Consider the following 17,814-nt stretch of genomic DNA (forward strand, 5'->3'; position numbering starts at 1 on the left):
GATTATTCCTTATCTGCAGCAGTATTCGCTGGCGCTGTTGTTTCTATGTCTGTCGGCGTTTTGACAACTGGCAATGCTTCTACAGTATTCGCGTTGAGGTAAAAACTGCGACGCACATCTTTTTGCAAACATTCGCCATTGATGTCTTTTACAGAGCCTTGTTCAACTAACTGGGCGACTAGGTCATTGCCACAGCTTTGTCCTGCTACACCATGGGTAGCATAAGGCGCAATAAAATGTTTTGAATGGGTGAGTTTCTCTTGCGCTAGCGCGCCCCAGTTAGGTGGCGTAGCCGGGTCTAGCTCGCCAGATAATAGTAGGGTCGGTATGTCACTGTGGATTGGTTCGCTGAAATTCTCACTCTCAGATGGCATTGGCCAAGCTTGGCAAGTTTTTTCTAGCCCCTCTAGCATGTTGCCACTGATGTAGGAGTCTTTAGCATCTTTGCGCATTTGTGAAGTAATGCGATGAATGTCTTCGCCGCACACCACAGAGGCATGCATACCGATAGCAATACCTGTACTGTCAGCGGTTAAGGTGTAAATACCTAATATGGGTTGATAATTACCTTGTGCAGCTTGGTGAATCGCATGGGGGATCAGTGCACGTATGTTTGGCATGTACATCGCCATGCGGATTGCGCCGCTAAACTTACCGCGTGTGAGTAAAAAGTCACTGAGTTCGTCGGTAAGCGGATCACGTACTTGCTGACTAATGGGGGCTTTCGCGAGTAGCATATCGACTTTATTGAACTCGTCAGCTAATTCAGGAAATTGCTGTTGGCAAGCAGGAGTACTTTTACAGTCGCGCCATAATACATTTAAGCCACGTTCTATTGAGCTACCAATGGCGACAACACTTTGTTGCATGGGCACCACGCCATCTAATGTCACTGTCAATAGTGCTTCTGGATAGTGGCGCATATAAAGCTGTGCCATCCGTGTACCATAAGAAATGCCGTATAAATGCAGTTTTTGATAACCTAAAAATTTGCGTACCGCTTCAAAGTCTTTTAATGCTGAGTTGCTACCGTATTGTGTGATGTCGGCATCAATGTGGGCGAGGCATTTTTCGGTCATGGCAATCACATCGATATCGTCATCATTCATGCTGAGTAATTCAGTGGTGTCATCGTCACAAGATAGAATATTCGATTGGCCCGTGCCGCGTTGATCGATGAGTAAAATGTCGCGTTGCTGACGAACCTTTGACAACATACGATTAAAACCAGCTGCATTTTCAATCGCTGATTGGCCAGGACCACCTGCGATGGCCAGTAAGGCTTCACCAGGATGAGTGTTTTTAATCGCGGGTAAAATAGCAAAATGAATGTCGATTCTCTTGCCATCAGTGAGCTTAGGATTTTCTAACACGCTGATTTTACCGCATTGAAGCTGCTCGTCTAAACCGTCTAAGTAACAAGCACTGGTTTTAGCAGCCGCTGCGAGATTAACCTCTGGTGTGTCGGCATAGCTATAATTGGCGAGTAAAATACTTATAGCAGCAATAAACCAGCGGCTCGTAAGCGTTAGCGAATGGCATAAACCAGGGCGGTTAATTCGCTCTGCTAAGGCTGTATTGACAAACTTCCTGTTGATCATCGGAACGTTTCCTTTTTGCATTTCATGACGATTATGATACCTTAGCATCTAGTGTATGAGTGTATCAATGTATTAATACAGTTACTAAAGGCTAATGTTAGAATTATTAAATGTCAACCCCAGCAGTGGTGAACCCATTTATCGACAGTTACACGATCAAATCGTGCGCTTAATTGTTGGCGGACAATTGCACCCTGAAGATGTGCTACCTTCGGTACGTCAACTTGCTGAGCATTTAGCTGTAAACCCAATGACAGTGTCGCGGGCTATGCAGCAACTTGTCGACCAAGGTTGGGTTGAGCGTCGTCGTGGCCAGCCATCACGTGTGGCAGCAAGAACGTCAGCCAATAGTGCTTCTGGTAGTAGTTTACTGGCACCGCAATTATCTGAGTTAGTTGAGCAAGCGCGCCAGTTAGGAGTCGATTATGACCAATTACAGCGTTTGCTGGCGCAATATTGGGATAAAGAATAGCAGCAACACAGTTCATTCATTTTATCGTTAAGGATATTATCTAGGAAGTCGACAATGGAATCCGAACAACAACCCATTTTACGTTTTAATCATGTGAGCAAAACTTTTGCCGTCAAAGATAAATTGGCAGCAGGACATACAGTATTATCTGATCTATCGATAACACTTTATCCTGGGATGGTGGTCGGATTATTAGGCCAAAATGGTGCCGGTAAGTCGACACTAATGCGCTGTGCGTTAGGTATTATTGATATTGATCAAGGGGATATTTTAACCTTAGGCGAAACGCCTGCCGCGTTATCTATTCAGGCAAAAGAACGTATTGGTTATGTACCACAGCAGCCTTTTGGTTATGAAGGTTTTACCATAGATAAAGCATTAGAACTGCATCGAAGCTTCTACCCAAACTGGGATAGGACGCTTGAACAAGATTGGTTAGAGCGGTTCGATTTAGATGTCACCCAAGCGGTGCAAAAACTCTCGGTTGGGCAGCGTCAATCATTGGCCTTGATCATGGCCATGGCGTACCGCCCAAGTTTGTTATTACTCGATGAGCCCGTCGCCAGCCTTGACCCTATCGCCAGACGCAAGTTTATGAGCGACTTATTTGATCTCGCGCTTGATTCGGGTTCTGCTGTATTATTTTCATCGCATATCACCTCTGACTTAGAACGCGTTGCCAGTCATGTTGCCCTGATTAAAAAAGGTCAACTAGTGCTGTTTAAAGAGATTGATGCCCTGCGAGAAGAGGTTAAATTACTCAGCATAAATGACGGTACCACCTTACCATCAAGCTACAAAATTTTGAGTCAAAGCGGGCTAAATATGCTGGTGGACACACAAGGCGACTCGGCCGTCATCACGGGAGTGCAGAGCGCCAAGGCCGTTAATTTAGAACAGTTATTTATGGAGCTGCATCGATGAGTTTGCAGCCGTTTAACAGTGGCAATAGCTTATGGCGTAAACCTTATCGTGGCATGCTGCGTTTATGGTTATATGACTTAGGCAGTGTCAGTTTTATTGCCACTGCAGGATTAGGCTTAGTGTTAGGACTGTTGTGCTTTATCAGCGGTAAAACTGAAGTTGTTAGCCTGGTTTTTTCAATGGCTACTGTATCTACTGCAGCAGCAATCGCGTGGCAGCTAAATCGGTTATCAGCAACCGAGTTGACCGGTCTAATACCTGGTTATCAACAGTATGTACTCATACAAGCAGCGAGCATCGCGGCGGGCATGTTATTGATACAGCTATTAATCTGTATTAGTTTTTCTGCTTATGATGTCATCCCCAAATTACTCCTCGCCATTGTGGTCGGTTTACTGTTTGTATGGGCTTGTTTATGGCGCAGTAACAGTTTTCATTTATCATTTTTGTTATTCATAGCGGTACCCTTATTAGATAGGTTAGTGCTCACCATACCGACGTGGATAATGCTGATTATGGTTGCGATACTGTCTTATCATGTTATTGACTTGTGTCGGCGCTTACGCTGGAACAGAGAATCGCGTGTGGTGTACCTCAACGCCGTGCAAATGGGCTGGATGTGGTTGCCAAGCATAAAAGGTTTTACTTGGCTTACCCGCTTTGAACGTTTTTTCCACCCGATGAATTTTTTCATTGGTCCTGTGCTGGCGGTAATGATGTTGTGCTTGCCAATTATCGCTCTTGGATTGATGTTGTTATCGTGGTTGTTTGAGATTAATTTGCCCACATTATTTTTATTGGCACAATTTTCGGTGCTCAGTTGCTCCATCGTTCATTGGAGCCGAATTCAACGTTGGCGCGCGGCAGAAACCTTGTTTTTACTACCTTGTTATAGTGGCCTGAACGGATTGCGTGATGCATTTTACCGAAGTCAATATCGTTTTATTGTGGTGTTGGTGATGATGGTCAGTGCGCTAGGGCTAGTAAAATGGCTTATTGATCCACAAATAACTCTGCCGTTTGTGGCTCATTTAGGATTAAGTACCTTTTGGGGCAGTGCCATTATGCTCGGTGCTGGCTCGGCTTGTCGTAACAGCTATCAAGCGACTGCGGCAATGCTGATTGTATTGATACACTCCATTCTGGTGTCACTGAGCTTTGCCGCCTTAAGGGACGGCGACAGCTTGACGATGTGGCTGCTTATTGATATTCCGCTAGTGGTCATCGGTATACTTGCACTAGTGTGGGGTAAGAGTCAGTTATGGAAAAATGGCATTAGTGCAGCTTAACAGCAGGTCTAATTTTAGTCCGAACGTGACGTTAAGCTCAAAAATAGAGCAAAAGCTCTTATGGTTTGTGGCCGCTTAATGTAGAATGCGAAAAGCGGAACACCTGTAAGCTAAAAAGGCCACAGCCATATGTCATTAGATCAATACCACGTAGTCCAACTTCTGCAGCAACAAGGTCAGTCACTAGGTCATAATATCGCCCTTGAAGGCTTTGATATGCCGGCCCCTTGGCACACTGTCTCTTGGAGTACATTCAATACAATCACCGACTCAGTCGCACAGTTGTTAATTGAATTTGGCTTACAAGTACAAGACAAGGTGGTTATTTTAGCCCAAAACTGCCCACAGTGGACTTGTGCTGATATTGGCGCCCTAAAAGCGCGCAATGTGGTCGTGCCTGTGTATCCCACCAGTACTATCGATCAAGCGGTGTTTATTGTTAATGATGCTCAAGCTAAATTAATTTTTGCCGGTAACCAACAGCAATACGACATGGCATGTACCATTGCTGCTCAAGCAGACTGCGTAGAGCATATTGTGGTGTTTGATGCGAATGTGACCCTGAATGCCGATAATCATGTGTATTTTGATCAGGTATTAGCGGCGCAATTTAATCCGCTGATTAACGCAGAACTCAATACCAGGCTTTCCAATAGCAACCTAGATGACTTATTAACGCTGATTTATACCTCTGGCACCACAGGTAACCCTAAAGGTGTGATGCTGGACTACCGTAATTTTGCCTCAATGATCAATCAACATGACAGTAAGTTACCTTTTACAGCAGGTGATGTGTCGTTGGCATTTTTACCGCTGAGCCATGTATTTGAACGCGGTTGGAGCATGTATGTATTGTGTCGCGGCGGCCATAATGTCTATCTAAACGACACGAATCGAATTAAAGAAGCCCTCGTTGCGGTAAAACCTCATACCTTATGTGTTGTGCCGCGATTTTTAGAGAAAATATACAGCGCAGTACACGATAAAGTTGGCCGAGCCTCTAAACCAAGGCAAGCTCTGTTTGCCTGGGCGATGAGAGTAGGCAAACGTCAATTTGACGTTAGCCAAGGCCGTGCTGCAGGAAGTTTGTGGTTAAGTGCACAGTGGCTGCTGGCTAACAAGCTGGTTTACAGTAAGCTACAGCAAGTGTTGGGTGGCAGGTTAAAGTTTATGCCTGTTGGCGGTGCAGCTCTCGATGTTAATGTTGGCAGCTTTTTTCACAGCATTGATGTGCCGGTATTGTGTGGTTATGGCATGACAGAGACCAGCGCCACAGTAACTTGTAACACCTTAGATAATCGCGTATCGGGATCGAACGGCAAGCCACTCGATGCCATGCAAATTAGGCTAGGCAAAGACGACGAAATTTTGGTACGTGGCGACACCGTGATGCGTGGTTATTACAATCGACCACAAGATACAGCTGAAGCCTTTGAAGATGGTTGGTTAAAAACCGGTGATGCAGGGCGTATTGATGAGCAAGGTAACTTATATATTACCGATCGTATTAAAGAATTAATGAAAACCTCGAACGGTAAATACATAGCACCGCAGCGAGTTGAAGGTAAGGTGGCTTGTTGTCCGTTTATCGAACAAGTCGCCATTGTTGCCGATGCGCGTAATTATGTATCTGCCCTCATTGTGCCAGCATTTGAAGCATTAAATACTTGGGCTAAAGCCCAAGGTATTCATGTTGAAAACCCAATTGAGTTATTACGTCACTCACAAGTGGTGGCTCATTTTGAGCAGCGATTAATTGAGTTGCAGCATGAGCTAGCTGGGTTTGAAAAAATCAAAAAATTCACTTTATTACATGAAGCATTTTCAATGGAGTCTGGACTCATTACGCCAACATTAAAGCTGCGTCGTAAAATGATTTACAGCAAATATCATAGTGAAATTAATGCCATGTACGGGCAGTAATTAATTATCAATAATAATCCTAAAGGACGCACTAGCGTCCTTTTTTGTAATACTTAGTGATAATTGCCAGTATTTTCAGTAGAGGTACAATGCCATTCTTAAAATGAGGCAACATAGAGGGAACTATGGAAATTATCACGGTAAATGGAAAGCCTGTTTTTAGGTCTAGCACTCAGTCTTTTTATGGCAATCAATTTAGCCAGAAAGTGTTGGCTAGTGGTATTTTTGCAGAGATGAGTGGTAAATGATCAACAATTCGCAGAGTGAAGATGTTTCTGTTGGGATATTTCCGCCCCCGATGTCATTTATAACCTTTTTAATTGCTTCAGTGCTGATGACTATATCGTTTGGAGCTATAGGATCTATAGCAATGAATTTTTATTTTACCTCTTCACCGGAAGTGACTTTAGGCGTTTTAGCCGTTTTATCTATCATTTTTTGTTTGGTGAATTACCAAGTTGTTCTAGGTTCATTCTTTGCCGTTAAGGTTCTAAAGTTATTCCAATATGCTCTCTTGGTCATACTGGTTCCTGTCGTGATAATACAGTATTTTTCTGTTGGAATATTTATTTTTAAATTAGTTTCAGCTGTTATCGCGATTAGCTCAATATTTATTTTAGACAGCAAACAATATCAAATTTTTGTTCAACATCGATTAAATAGCGTTGAATATTATAAATCTGTGTAAGCAGAGATTGCTGCAAAAAAGCAATTAAACCGTTAAGTCACCCGTAAATACTTAAAGCACTGGATGGCTGAATTTCCGTGGAAAATATCGCACTATTTATAGAATTGTCGCCTGTTAATCTAATCTTTAAATCTGTGTTATCTGATCGATACTTGTGTTCAAGTATTTAGTCATTGTCGCTATCATGTGTATCACGATTATTGATTGGAGCCGCTAAGCTATCCAACAGAGGCAGACTATCAATTCCATCCGAGTATTTTCCGGTAGTAACCAGCATCGTCAGCACGTTTATCTTATAAATCAAAAGGGTGATGCTAATGGGTCACGGTGAAGATCTAGTCGATTAATGAATAGACAAATTGAACAGAAAAGTGATGACGATATTGTCGGATTATTTCCACCTATGAAGTCCATAGCGGCTTTTTTAGCTGCGACACTATTCATGATGCTTTCCATCGCACTGTTAAATCTGCTCATTTTAGATTTTTATTTTGGTATAGTTGATATAGGAAGCGAGCTTCTGTTCTTATATCTATCGGCATTAGTAATTATTTTCAGTGGCTTCAATTATGCAGTTGTTAGAGGATCTTTCTTCGCTGTAAAAGTCTTAAAATGGTATTTCTGTATTTTATTTATTATATTTTTGCCAACAGTGTTTTTAATCGCAGAGCAGGCAACATTTATTTATGCATATCTGTTAGCTGTTGTTTTTTTGCTCATGTCACTTTACTTGTTACAAAGTAAATACTATCAAGTATTTGTTCAGTATCAATTTGATGCCTTAGAAGATATCAAAGAGGTTCGTGCTGAAATAGCGGCTGAAGTTGCTGCAGACAAAGCTAAATATTAAAAGGTTTTTTATTTTATTAGAGTGGCTTATAACTCAGTTAATATGGCAAATTCACGAACGATAATAAGGATAGTGAAGCTACAACTTTGGTTAAGTAAGCCTAGCTAATTTGCCGCTTAGCAACCCGAAAACATAGTGATTTGATTCCTTTATCGCCGGGAGATTTTTGTAATGGCAGATGAATACTATTTCAGATTTCTCCTCGCACTCCCCCCATAAAAACCCTACGTGATAATAACTTTTTTGATGACCTCGAGTGAGATGTGTCGTTAGAATGGGCTAATGACATTTGTTCAACGAACAAAACGTCAATGGACTCAAAATAATAATAAAGGATTCTTTGTGACAGACACTCAATTTAGCATGACCCTCAAACCGCGCTTTTGTGAAACCGACGCATTAGGACACATTAACAACACGGTTATTCCTGTGTGGTTTGAAGCGGCTCGTGAGCCCATTTTTGAAATCGTAAATCCAGGCCAAGATTTAACTAAGTGGAACATGATCATTGCTGGTTTTACCGTCGCCTTTACCGCACCAACATATTATGGCGCAGAAGTTGTGGTTAAAACGCATATTAGCCGTTTAGGCAATAGCAGCTTCGATATATTACAAAGCAGTTGGCAGCAAGGTAAAAAAACCGCTGAAGCGACCACTACTATGGTGCATTATAATTACCAAACTGAAAAAAGTGAGCCACTCGCTGAGTGTGTCCGTCAGCAATTGGCAGCGTTAACGGGTCCGGTTTAAGGTGTTAATGAGCCATAATAGCTTTAGGTAACATAAGGGCTTAACGTATAAATTTGACCACATAGCTGCAGCTGGTATTGATGTTAAAATTTTCCGTTTTAGCCCACGCCAGCCCAGTACGAACTAATTTTTCGGCAATACCTTGGCCGCGTAAAGCGGGTGGGACAAAGGTGCGTTGGAAATCGATACTTTGACCATCTAAGTGGTATTCGAGCACGGCTTCAGCCCCTTGAGTGACGACTACAAAACGATGTCGATCGACTTGATGTTGCACTGTTACAGCTTCTTGGTTGCTCATGGCTTGTTCTCTATTGTTATTGATTGCTGCATTGTTTAAGCAAGATTAATCTCGTTATTCATGCAGCTTCAATGCGGCAAGTAATTCTGGGGTTAATTTGGCTTTTTGGTTCGTTTTGAAGTTAAACATCACCACTTTTGCCCAGCCGATAGTCGTAACAGCTTGCTGTGCTTTACTGAATACAGTGTAATGCATCACAAAGCGGTCTTGAGTGATGTCACTTATTTTTACGCCAACAATGATAGCGTCAGGAAAGGTCAGTGGGCGCTTAAAGCGGGCATTGGTTTCGCTCAATACTGGACCTACTCCAGTGGTTTTTATATCGCCTAGTAGGTTAATTTGATTAAAGAAATCGAGACGCGCGGTTTCAAAGTACTTAAAATATACTGAGTTATTAACGTGTTGTAGAGCATCCATTTCACCCCATGCTACTTGAATGTCTGTGCTGATAGAATGTTGAGCTAAAAAGTCATTCATGGCGGTTCTCTGTTGTGGATTAATAAATTAAACGCTTGTTTAAATTTCAACTGTTAATCTAACAGTCCGGACGATGAACAACAAGGGACAGTGGCTATTACAGTAAGTATATCCAGTGAACTTATAAGGATTTCACCTTGCGAAAAGAGACTTATCTAACAACATCGAGTTTATGGATATCGTCATGTTGGGCAGTGTTTACTGCACGATTTGCTAAGCTGCAAACTCAACTGAGTGCGCCGCAAAAGCTCTACCTCGTCGCGATAGTGTTGTTGTTTTGTACTGACTCCGTTGTGTGGGTGGCGATTATCAGCGTCATGGCGATGTCGATTGAGTTCTGGCATTTATTTGAACGCATGTGGCACAGTTTGGCTGGTAAAGCGGTGTTGTTATTGTTCTACGCCATCGTAGCTAATTTTGCCTTGGCAAGCTCAAGTTCAGTGGTTAACGATGTGGTTGGTGTGGCTGCTAGTAGTTTTAATTATACTCATAACTTTGCCATATTATTGTATATCCCAGCATGGAGTGTGGTGATGAGCTGTATAGTATTGTTAGTGCTGCAGCTTATTTTCCCGCTGATGTTTGCCGTGTCTTTTTTACTCCGTCCTTTTGGTGTAACCAATTTTCGCTTGATTAGTCATCAACATTTTCATCGTACTACTTTTTGGGTGCGGGTGATTTTAGCTGCTGTTGTGCTGTATCACCTTGCCATGCTGATGGATCTGGGTGGGCAGATTGAGAAAGCCTTAGATGATCCACAAGTTGTGCAATTAGTTGAAGCCAAAACAGAAGATGAAATAATCGCAGATGATGGCACCCCTTTAGTTGTAAAACAACAAGGTGAGCAGCAAGAGGTTGCAGAGCCTCCGTTGATTAAAAGTGCTGATGAATTGGTGCATGATCAAGAACGTGACGTGATCGATGAGATTGCGAAGCGGCCATATAACCATTTACGCAGCCAGTATTTTACCAGTGTGCGCAAAGCCATTGCCTTGTTTGCTTTTCAGTTAGAGGCTAATGCTAAATCGCGCTGCCAAAAGCTGCCACTGTCGCATGTAGTTGAACTTAATGATTATGAAATACTTGAGATAACGCCAGATATCAATGCTGTGTATGGTTATCATTTTGAAGTTAAAAAATGCATCTCACCGGCATTTCCTAGCAGCTAATAAGTAGCACATATAAAAAAACGACCCAAGAGGCCGTTTTTTATATGTGCTGCTAAAGTCTTAATCGAAGGTTAGCTCACTAAAGCTAGTTACTTTTTTACACTTAGCTTGACGTTGATCGGCAAAACGGAGCATTTGGCAAGTCGTCATCCCCGCCGCTTCTGCAGCAACAAGTTCTTCTGCTACGTCTGACACAAATAAGATCTGCTTTGGCTTCAAGCTGATGGTATTACAAATATTGCAGTAGGCTTGTTTGTCTAACTTATTGCCTGTTCGGGTATCAAAGTGACCATTGAACGAACCGGTTAAATCGCCTGCTTCGGTGTGGCTGAATAACAGTTTTTGTGCTTCGACAGAGCCAGAGGAGAAGCTGTAAATACGAATGCCTTTCTCTTTAATGCGCTCAATGCTCTCGATAAAGTCTGGATAAATATGGCCAGTAAACTCTACGCGGTTATAACCCTGTTTCCAGATTAATCCCTGCAGGGTTTTCAGTGGCGTAAGTTTGCGATCTTCGTCGATCCATTGCTGTAAAATCTCGATGACTCGCTCAAGTGACGCATCGGGTTCTAGGGCGATATCTTTAACATCGCTAATACAATAATCAACGACTACGTTATGTTGGTTTTGCTCAAGAAAATCAGCCATAGCCTTTCTTGAGTAAGGAAATAACACATCCTGAATAAAGTTAAGATCGGTAGTGGTACCGGCGGTATCAACGATAATAGCTCTAATGCTCATAAGACTTGTTACTCCAAAACAATAATTAACTTAATGATGATCCTATGCTTTATTGGGGATTAAGGCTAGTGCTATTCATCACTTTGCCCCTGTATTCGCTGATTTTGAGTGCAAGGTGTGAGCTAAGTTTAGATAACGCTAAATTGCCTTGAGTGATGCGGTCTGGTAGCTTCAGGGATAACTTTATGCTCGAGTTTTACAAGGAAGGCACCATGCTTACAACAGGGACAAAACGTTATTTCAAATGGCCGCTCATTTGGATTAACCGTATAACGAGATACACGCTATTACTGAGTTTTTTCTCCATAGGCGCGGTGTCTGCCACTGAGGTATTGCCGCAACTTAACACTGAAACCCTGAGTGTCAGTTCCACTCTATTTAGTGACCCAGCGGACTTTGTGGTGACCTTGCCAAACGGTTATACCAAGCAAACCGATAAGCGTTATGTGGTGTTATTTGACTTACATCCACGTAGCCATTTGTATTTGTCGGGAATGCACGATTGGATGAGCCATAATGGCGGATGGCCGTGGTTAGAGACTATCATTGTCACCGCGCCAGATGGTCATCAAGGGCTAGGTAAGTTGAAAAAGCAGGCCATTGAACAGCGAGGCGACCAAGCTTTACTGGATTTTTTTGAGCAAGACTTATTACCAGCGATAGATAAACGTTATCGCACCAATGGCTTTCGTATTTTTAATGGTTTTACTGGCAATGCGGGTTTAGTGCTATATAGCCTCATCAATCGTCCTAGTCTGTTTAATGCGTATATTGCTGCCAGTCCGGTACTTTCTAAAGAGTTTGCCTACGTGTTAAACGATGCGCCTAAAAAGCTGCAAAGCATAAAAAACCAGGCACGATTTTTATTCGTGAGCACTAGCGACAGCGACTTTGAGCAAAGGCAGCTCGACTCGTTTGCGACGCTTGAAAATATTATTCAGGCCCATGCTAATAGCAAATTGAATTATCAAATAAAGCGCTTTGATGGCAGCTATTATATGACTCAACCTATTTTGGCGACGGCATTGGGTATTGAGATGATATTTAATGATGTGCATAGCGTATTAGCGGCAGACTCTGAGGTGTCACAACAAGGTACTAAGGCCATTCTAGCCTATTACGAGCACCTTTCAGATGACGTTTATGGCTTTGATGTACCTGCGATTGATTCGCTGCTAGCGTTGGCTGATAGTTTACCTCCGGAGCAAGCCATTAGTGTATATCAAGACACGATTAACGCTTACCCAAAAGCTGACTCCGCTTATCATTCGTTAGCCAGTGTTTATGCAGCAGCAGGTGACATTGACCAAGCAATCGCTTTTGAAAAACAAGCGCTCGCCAATACTGATCATCCGTTTTATCAAAGTAAATACACTCAGCAATTAGCTGAATATCAAGCGCAGTAAAATTAACTCTGGTGAGTTTATTACAGTAAAATACGGGGCGATATTTCGCCCCGTATTTTTGATTGCGTTATTGTTTACGCTGCAGTTTCAAGCCACTGATTGATTTTCTGCTCCATTAAATCCAACGGTAATGCACCATTTTCTAAAAGACGATCATGAAATACTTTAATATCGAACTTATCACCTAAAACTTGTTTGGCTTTTTCGCGAAGTTCGATAATTTTTAGCTCACCTAGTTTATAACCCAGTGCTTGCCCCGGCCATACTGTGTAACGTTCAATCTCAGCTGTCGCTTCAGATAGATGAATACCTTCAGTCGCTACCGCGTAATCAATGGCTTTTTCACGGCTCCAACCTTTGGCGTGCATGCCCGTATCAACCACTAAACGTACTGCACGATGTAGTTCAGATTGTAAGCGACCAATATTATCAATTGGGTCATTAGCATAAATACCCATCTCGGCAGCTAAGCGTTCAGCGTACAAGGCCCAGCCTTCACCAGCCGCATTGGAGTAAAATACGGTACTCAACAGTGGCAATTCATCAGATAAGCCAATAATGGTTTGTAAATGATGACCTGGATTGGTTTCGTGGTAGGTCAAGGTTTGTAATGAATATGATGGCAGTGATGCTGTATCATACAAGCTGATCCAGAACGTGCCTTTGCGTGAACCATCTTGCGATGGGGCATCATAAAATGCACCGCTAGTTGAAGCCGCACGACTATCTGGTACCGCTTCAATGGCCACATCTTGGTCAGGTAAACGGCCAAACCAGTCTGGTAATTTGGCATCAACTAAGGCTAAGTCGGCATCAATATCGGCCATTAGTTGTTGCTTACCTTCTGGCGTATTTGGGTAAAGATATTGTGGGTCGTTGAGCAATACTTGCATGCGCTCACCTACAGTACCGTCAACATAACCCACCTCTTTAAGTAGTCCGTCCATTTCCAGAGTAATCCGTGCCACTTCGGCCAAACCGAGTTGATGAATGTCATCGGCGGTTTTAGTTGAGTTACCTAAATGTTGGATAAGTGTCTGATATAACTTAGCCCCTTGAGGCAAACGACCAATGCCAGCTTCATGGGTTGCTTTTGGACGCACGGCTTCTAACGCATTGATTAGTTGGCGAGTTGCGGCATAGTATTTAGTTTCAACCAGTTCAGCGGCAGAGCTGATTAACGCATCACTACCCGCAACCTTTGCAGTATTAAGTTTGGCGCCAAAACTGGTAACTAAAGGATGCATGTTAGCCGGGCTGCTGATTTGTGCCTGTAACCCTCGTAAGGTGTTATCAATAACAAAATCGGGTGGAATGACGCCTATATCGGCATCATGGTTAAGCTTATCGACAAGCGTGCCCATTGCTGCAGGGTACATGCTTAAACGGTTTAAATAGGCGTTCGCTTCATCGGTATTGGTTACGGCAAATTTGTCTTCCATATAACCCGGAAATTCAATTTGTAAACCCGATAGGTGGTTGACGGAGTAGGGTAAAAACCACACACCATATTCGCCTAATACCGTGCCATAATTCACTGTTTGAGCCGGCAGCAATGCGCCTTTTACTTCCGATTTTATCGCGCTCAAGCTTATTTTCTCTGAATCGCTAAGGCTTGAGGTATCAATACTATTCAGTTGACTCAGTATTGCCTTAAGGCCTTTTCGACGGTGAGTTTCACCAGATGGGCTGTAGTCGGTGAGTTTAGACATCACTTTGGCGTTGATACTGGCATCGCTCACGCCATAGTAAGTGGCAATTTCTGGTCTAAGTAAAAAGTAATCTCTCGTGATCGACTCTACTTGTTGTTTAAGGCTTAGCTTGGTCGCTGACTTACCTGTTTGGTCGCTGGCTGTTTTTGAGTTGTTATTAGCTTTACTGGGATCAGAGCAAGCGGTGGCAAGCAGACTTATAATAATGGCAGGGATAATTTTTTTCATTGATTACTCATTACGTTAATAGTGGCATTCAAGTACGAATATGAGCATATCCTAACAGTTATGAGGCTTAAGCTGTTGCAGTTTTATGTGCGACCTATTGAAAAATAACGCTGTCAGTTTGACGATGAGGTATAAATATGGTCTAACATTATTGAACATTGACATGAAATGGAGAAGGATATGTTAGGTGAAAGCCATGCGTTATTAGTTGATTTTCCTGAGTATCAAGACAAGATTTTGATGTTAACCGCCACTGATACTGAGTTTGCAGAAGATGCAAAGCAGTACCATAATTTAGATACTGAAATTCGTAAGCTGGAGTTACGCAACTCTCCAACAAGTGATGACTTTATGCATCAAGCCAAGCTTGACCGAACCGTGCTCAAAGACAAGCTTTACCTGCAGTTTACGCAAGCTTAATTCGTTTATTCGGCATTTTTGGCTATGTCACCATTTAGGTTGTGATGACATGGTCAATTCTTGCTGCCATACCAGACAATTAAATTTGGCATAACATTGCTGGTTATTGTTCGATTCTTATCATGTTAGGTTGCCATTCTGTACCGTTGTAGCGGCGTTAAAACGCCATAGGAGTCGATTGAACTCACTTATAGAGACATTGATAGAATTGAGTTGTATTGCTTAAAACCTGAGGTTTGTTCTTCTCGGGAAGAGCTTGGACGACTATTGGCTGATGATTTTTTAGAAATTCCAAGTACAGGTGCGCCTTATGATAAGTCACATGTGTCGAGTCGTATTCTAGATGAAGTATTGCCTATTTTTACTCAACAAGATTATCAAATTCGAATGCTGGTAGAAGGCTTGGCTCAGTTAATCTATAAAGCAACGATTAAAGGGCCAAATGATCTAGCAGTGTCTTATTTTGTACCTTGTTCGACTTGGAAGTTGAGTGGTCAAACTTGGCAAATGTTATTTCATCAAAGCACTTCATGTGAACCTTTTGACGTTTTCAGTAACAATGTGCAGTAGCTAAGTTGAGTTAGCTACTGTTTTAGAACCTTTCAAATATGATCTTACTTTCGGACAACCATGAGGTTAAATCGAAGTAACTAGAATCGCAGGTGCAGATGAGTCAGCGAGTATTCAAAACAGGGATGTTTTGGCTAAGCCCACACGGATGTGCTTGCGGCGTCTCGCTTAATCATCTGCACTGAGCCTGCGGCAGGCAATTAGTCACAGTGAAGTGACGATTCAAGTTAAGCCAAGCCAGTACCAAGTTGTTTAGGCGCAGTAACTTACTACGCTAAACGGCGTCCCAAATCATTTACTCTTTTGCAAATACCTGACGGCCGTTGACCCAGGTGGCGATGACGTTGTTTTGCCAAATCTGTTGTGGGTCAATTTTAAAATAATCATCTTCGACTAAGATAAAGTCAGCTTTTTTACCGGGTTCTAATGAACCTAATAATTGCTCTTGGTGGCCCGCGTAGGCGGCGTCGATGGTGAAGCTTTTGAGTGCTTCGATGCGTGATAGTTTTTCGCTAGAGAGCCAGCCGTCGAGTGGCTGGTTAACATGATCTTGGCGGGTAACTGATGCATGTAATCCAAAAAATGGGTTAGGTGACTCGATGGGAAAGTCTGAACCGTTGGCGATAACGGCATTGGCGTTTAACAGTTTTCGCCATGCATAAGCGCCGGCTAGACGGGCTTTACCTAAACGATTTTCGGCCATGTTTTTATCGCTGGTGGCGTGTGTTGCTTGAATTGAGGCGATAACCCCAAGTTGGGCAAAGCGCGGTATATCGGCTAAATCGAGAATTTGTGCGTGTTCAATGCGGTGGCGTAATGCTTTAGAGTCTGTGGCTGCAATCGCGGTTTGGTATTTATCGAGTACGACTTGATTGGCATTATCGCCAATGGCGTGGGTGTTGACCTGAAATCCCGCTTTCATCGACTGTAAAATTAGTTTGCCTAATTGCTCGTCTGAGTAAAGCATTAAGCCTTTATGGCCAGGTTGATCTGAGTATTCTTTGATTAACGCAGCGCCGCGACTGCCCAGTGCGCCATCGGCTGATATTTTAACGCTGTCGACTTTAAACATATCGTCAGCCGTGGTGATGAATCCTTGTTTTAATATGGTGTCAAAGCGTGGGTCTTCTACCGACAGCATGCCATTGACTCGAATGCTCATGGCTTTTTTATCGGCTAATTGCTGATAGGCTTTGATGTTAGCAATGCTAATGCCAGCATCGTGAACGCTGGTGAGTCCGTAAGAGGCAAGGCTGTTCATCGCTAGCGTTAAAGTGGATTCAAGTTGCTGCTGGTTAAGGTCTGGAATGATGTTAAACACTAAGTTCATTGCGTTGTCGATAAGTACGCCAGTTGGATTACCTTGCTCATCTTTAACAATTTCCCCGCCTTCTGGCGCGACTGTGTTGGCGGAAATACCGGCTAGCGCTAGGGCTTTGCTATTCACCCAAATAGCATGGCCATCTACCCGACCAAATGACACTGGGTTAGCGCTAAAGGCTTTATCTAGGCTTTCTTTGCTGGGAAATTGCTTACTGTCCCATAATTCTTGGTTCCAACCGCGACCCATCAGCCAGCCATCGGTGGGATTTTTTTTACTGAATGCTTGAGCTCGCGCAACAGCATCTTGCTCGCTACTGGTATTGGTCAAATCAGCGGTGAGCAGACTCAAGCCGTAATTCAGTACATGACCATGGGCGTCGATTAATCCAGGCAGCAGCGTTTTACCTTGTCCATCAATTAAGGTGATATCCGTTGCCGTGGGTAAGGTTTGATTTTGGCTAAATAACTGATCAATTTTATCATCGGTAAATTGAATCGCATTAAAGGTTTGCAGTTTGCCGTCAACGAGCGTGTAGCCATTAACGTGATGCACCAGTGTGGTTTGCGCCATGCTGTTAGCGCTAAAACCTGCAAAACCCAATGCTATCGATAGCGCTAAATACCCTTTTTTCATCTTGTTATCCCTTGTCATGCGACCATTTAATCAGTACCCATTAAATGTTAATTAATCGTTAATGGCAAGAGAGCTTGAGGGATGTAGTTCGATATTTACCTGTATTTATAAGATGTAGACTAAAGATTGTAATTAGATCACAGTATTTAAATTACGTTCGTACAACTATTGTATGACAAAGTGGTTTGATCTACATTACAACTTAAAGACTGCTCTATTAAACTCAAGGACAGAGCAAACTAAAGTCAGGATGGCTATTGTCTCATTACCTACCTTTTTTCCAGTCTTATTACTTGAGTAAATAGTCTGTTTTGATGGGCTTATATTGTTCAACTATAT

General features: G+C 42.7%; 17 protein-coding genes. 11 read left to right on the forward strand and 6 right to left on the reverse strand.

Annotated features, from left to right (window positions below; genetic code table 11):
* Positions 1 to 2: 2 nt before the first annotated feature.
* Positions 3 to 1,601: an alpha/beta hydrolase gene (locus GW828_RS12530; protein WP_124016657.1), complete on the reverse strand. Its 1,599-nt coding sequence runs from the start codon at positions 1,599 to 1,601 to the stop codon at positions 3 to 5.
* A 94-nt stretch (positions 1,602 to 1,695) separates the two neighbouring features.
* Between GW828_RS12530 and GW828_RS12535 the strand changes: the two genes are divergently transcribed.
* The 7 genes from GW828_RS12535 to GW828_RS12565 all read left to right on the forward strand — a co-directional run bounded on the left by GW828_RS12535 (position 1,696) and on the right by GW828_RS12565 (position 8,497).
* Positions 1,696 to 2,073 (forward strand): GntR family transcriptional regulator, encoded by a 378-nt coding sequence (locus GW828_RS12535; RefSeq protein ID WP_124016658.1) that lies wholly within the window; start codon positions 1,696 to 1,698, stop codon positions 2,071 to 2,073.
* Between the two features lie 54 nt (positions 2,074 to 2,127).
* Positions 2,128 to 2,997 (forward strand): ABC transporter ATP-binding protein, encoded by an 870-nt coding sequence (locus GW828_RS12540; RefSeq protein ID WP_273059543.1) that lies wholly within the window; start codon positions 2,128 to 2,130, stop codon positions 2,995 to 2,997.
* Positions 2,994 to 4,286, forward strand: a complete 1,293-nt coding sequence (locus tag GW828_RS12545) for an ABC transporter permease (RefSeq protein ID WP_273059545.1) — start codon at positions 2,994 to 2,996, stop codon at positions 4,284 to 4,286. The genes GW828_RS12540 and GW828_RS12545 overlap by 4 nt, the downstream gene beginning before the upstream one ends.
* 129 nt (positions 4,287 to 4,415) lie before the next feature.
* Positions 4,416 to 6,209, forward strand: coding sequence for an AMP-dependent synthetase/ligase (locus tag GW828_RS12550; RefSeq protein ID WP_273059546.1), 1,794 nt, complete (start codon positions 4,416 to 4,418; stop codon positions 6,207 to 6,209).
* Between the two features lie 244 nt (positions 6,210 to 6,453).
* Positions 6,454 to 6,897 carry a hypothetical protein gene (locus tag GW828_RS12555; protein ID WP_273059548.1) on the forward strand — a complete coding sequence of 148 codons (444 nt, stop codon included), beginning with the start codon at positions 6,454 to 6,456 and terminating at the stop codon, positions 6,895 to 6,897.
* Between the two features lie 346 nt (positions 6,898 to 7,243).
* Positions 7,244 to 7,747 (forward strand): hypothetical protein, encoded by a 504-nt coding sequence (locus GW828_RS12560; RefSeq protein ID WP_273059550.1) that lies wholly within the window; start codon positions 7,244 to 7,246, stop codon positions 7,745 to 7,747.
* 363 nt (positions 7,748 to 8,110) lie between these two features.
* On the forward strand, positions 8,111 to 8,497 hold the full coding sequence (locus GW828_RS12565) for an acyl-CoA thioesterase (RefSeq protein ID WP_404948466.1): 387 nt from the start codon (positions 8,111 to 8,113) through the stop codon (positions 8,495 to 8,497).
* 40 nt (positions 8,498 to 8,537) lie between these two features.
* On the opposite strand, the gene GW828_RS12570 is transcribed toward GW828_RS12565, so the two are convergent.
* Both GW828_RS12570 and GW828_RS12575 read right to left on the reverse strand, forming a co-directional pair.
* On the reverse strand, positions 8,538 to 8,795 hold the full coding sequence (locus tag GW828_RS12570; RefSeq protein ID WP_124016665.1) for a GNAT family N-acetyltransferase: 258 nt from the start codon (positions 8,793 to 8,795) through the stop codon (positions 8,538 to 8,540).
* A 54-nt stretch (positions 8,796 to 8,849) separates the two neighbouring features.
* Positions 8,850 to 9,272 (reverse strand): acyl-CoA thioesterase, encoded by a 423-nt coding sequence (locus GW828_RS12575; RefSeq protein ID WP_124016666.1) that lies wholly within the window; start codon positions 9,270 to 9,272, stop codon positions 8,850 to 8,852.
* Between the two features lie 137 nt (positions 9,273 to 9,409).
* Here GW828_RS12575 and GW828_RS12580 point away from each other — a divergent pair, with 137 nt between their 5' ends.
* Complete coding sequence (locus GW828_RS12580; RefSeq protein WP_182723150.1) at positions 9,410 to 10,441, forward strand: hypothetical protein; 1,032 nt, start codon at positions 9,410 to 9,412, stop codon at positions 10,439 to 10,441.
* Between the two features lie 60 nt (positions 10,442 to 10,501).
* Here GW828_RS12580 and mtnC read toward each other — a convergent pair whose 3' ends face one another.
* A complete protein-coding gene (mtnC, locus tag GW828_RS12585) occupies positions 10,502 to 11,182 on the reverse strand; it encodes an acireductone synthase (RefSeq protein WP_182698206.1) in 681 nt (226 codons plus the stop codon).
* A 212-nt stretch (positions 11,183 to 11,394) separates the two neighbouring features.
* On the opposite strand from mtnC, the gene GW828_RS12590 reads away from it, so the two are divergent.
* Positions 11,395 to 12,588 carry an alpha/beta hydrolase-fold protein gene (locus tag GW828_RS12590; protein WP_273059554.1) on the forward strand — a complete coding sequence of 398 codons (1,194 nt, stop codon included), beginning with the start codon at positions 11,395 to 11,397 and terminating at the stop codon, positions 12,586 to 12,588.
* Positions 12,589 to 12,662: 74 nt separating this feature from the next.
* Here GW828_RS12590 and GW828_RS12595 read toward each other — a convergent pair whose 3' ends face one another.
* The gene (locus tag GW828_RS12595; protein WP_273059556.1) at positions 12,663 to 14,528 is read right to left on the reverse strand and encodes a DUF885 domain-containing protein; all 1,866 of its coding nucleotides are present in this window, start codon (positions 14,526 to 14,528) and stop codon (positions 12,663 to 12,665) included.
* 180 nt (positions 14,529 to 14,708) lie between these two features.
* On the opposite strand from GW828_RS12595, the gene GW828_RS12600 reads away from it, so the two are divergent.
* Positions 14,709 to 14,948, forward strand: coding sequence for an HP1242/YdcH family protein (locus GW828_RS12600; protein WP_182698208.1), 240 nt, complete (start codon positions 14,709 to 14,711; stop codon positions 14,946 to 14,948).
* 213 nt (positions 14,949 to 15,161) lie between these two features.
* Positions 15,162 to 15,518 (forward strand): nuclear transport factor 2 family protein, encoded by a 357-nt coding sequence (locus GW828_RS12605; RefSeq protein WP_273059558.1) that lies wholly within the window; start codon positions 15,162 to 15,164, stop codon positions 15,516 to 15,518.
* Positions 15,519 to 15,813: 295 nt separating this feature from the next.
* On the opposite strand, the gene GW828_RS12610 is transcribed toward GW828_RS12605, so the two are convergent.
* Positions 15,814 to 17,475 carry an amidohydrolase gene (locus GW828_RS12610; protein ID WP_273059560.1) on the reverse strand — a complete coding sequence of 554 codons (1,662 nt, stop codon included), beginning with the start codon at positions 17,473 to 17,475 and terminating at the stop codon, positions 15,814 to 15,816.
* Between the last annotated feature and the right edge of the window lie 339 nt (positions 17,476 to 17,814).

The sequence above is a fragment of the Shewanella vesiculosa genome, from assembly GCF_009994065.1.
Taxonomy (GTDB): domain Bacteria; phylum Pseudomonadota; class Gammaproteobacteria; order Enterobacterales; family Shewanellaceae; genus Shewanella; species Shewanella vesiculosa.

What these genes read in the sequence shown, in the direction of transcription:
- GW828_RS12530 (WP_124016657.1), bottom strand. Translation starts at nt 1,601, where the DNA reads ATGATCAACAGGAAGTTTGTCAATACAGCCTTAGCAGAGCGAATTAAC.
- GW828_RS12535 (WP_124016658.1), top strand. Translation starts at nt 1,696, where the DNA reads ATGTTAGAATTATTAAATGTCAACCCCAGCAGTGGTGAACCCATTTAT.
- GW828_RS12540 (WP_273059543.1), top strand. Translation starts at nt 2,128, where the DNA reads ATGGAATCCGAACAACAACCCATTTTACGTTTTAATCATGTGAGCAAA.
- GW828_RS12545 (WP_273059545.1), top strand. Translation starts at nt 2,994, where the DNA reads ATGAGTTTGCAGCCGTTTAACAGTGGCAATAGCTTATGGCGTAAACCT.
- GW828_RS12550 (WP_273059546.1), top strand. Translation starts at nt 4,416, where the DNA reads ATGTCATTAGATCAATACCACGTAGTCCAACTTCTGCAGCAACAAGGT.
- GW828_RS12555 (WP_273059548.1), top strand. Translation starts at nt 6,454, where the DNA reads ATGATCAACAATTCGCAGAGTGAAGATGTTTCTGTTGGGATATTTCCG.
- GW828_RS12560 (WP_273059550.1), top strand. Translation starts at nt 7,244, where the DNA reads ATGAATAGACAAATTGAACAGAAAAGTGATGACGATATTGTCGGATTA.
- GW828_RS12565 (WP_404948466.1), top strand. Translation starts at nt 8,111, where the DNA reads ATGACCCTCAAACCGCGCTTTTGTGAAACCGACGCATTAGGACACATT.
- GW828_RS12570 (WP_124016665.1), bottom strand. Translation starts at nt 8,795, where the DNA reads ATGAGCAACCAAGAAGCTGTAACAGTGCAACATCAAGTCGATCGACAT.
- GW828_RS12575 (WP_124016666.1), bottom strand. Translation starts at nt 9,272, where the DNA reads ATGAATGACTTTTTAGCTCAACATTCTATCAGCACAGACATTCAAGTA.
- mtnC (WP_182698206.1), bottom strand. Translation starts at nt 11,182, where the DNA reads ATGAGCATTAGAGCTATTATCGTTGATACCGCCGGTACCACTACCGAT.
- GW828_RS12590 (WP_273059554.1), top strand. Translation starts at nt 11,395, where the DNA reads ATGCTTACAACAGGGACAAAACGTTATTTCAAATGGCCGCTCATTTGG.
- GW828_RS12595 (WP_273059556.1), bottom strand. Translation starts at nt 14,528, where the DNA reads ATGAAAAAAATTATCCCTGCCATTATTATAAGTCTGCTTGCCACCGCT.
- GW828_RS12600 (WP_182698208.1), top strand. Translation starts at nt 14,709, where the DNA reads ATGTTAGGTGAAAGCCATGCGTTATTAGTTGATTTTCCTGAGTATCAA.
- GW828_RS12610 (WP_273059560.1), bottom strand. Translation starts at nt 17,475, where the DNA reads ATGAAAAAAGGGTATTTAGCGCTATCGATAGCATTGGGTTTTGCAGGT.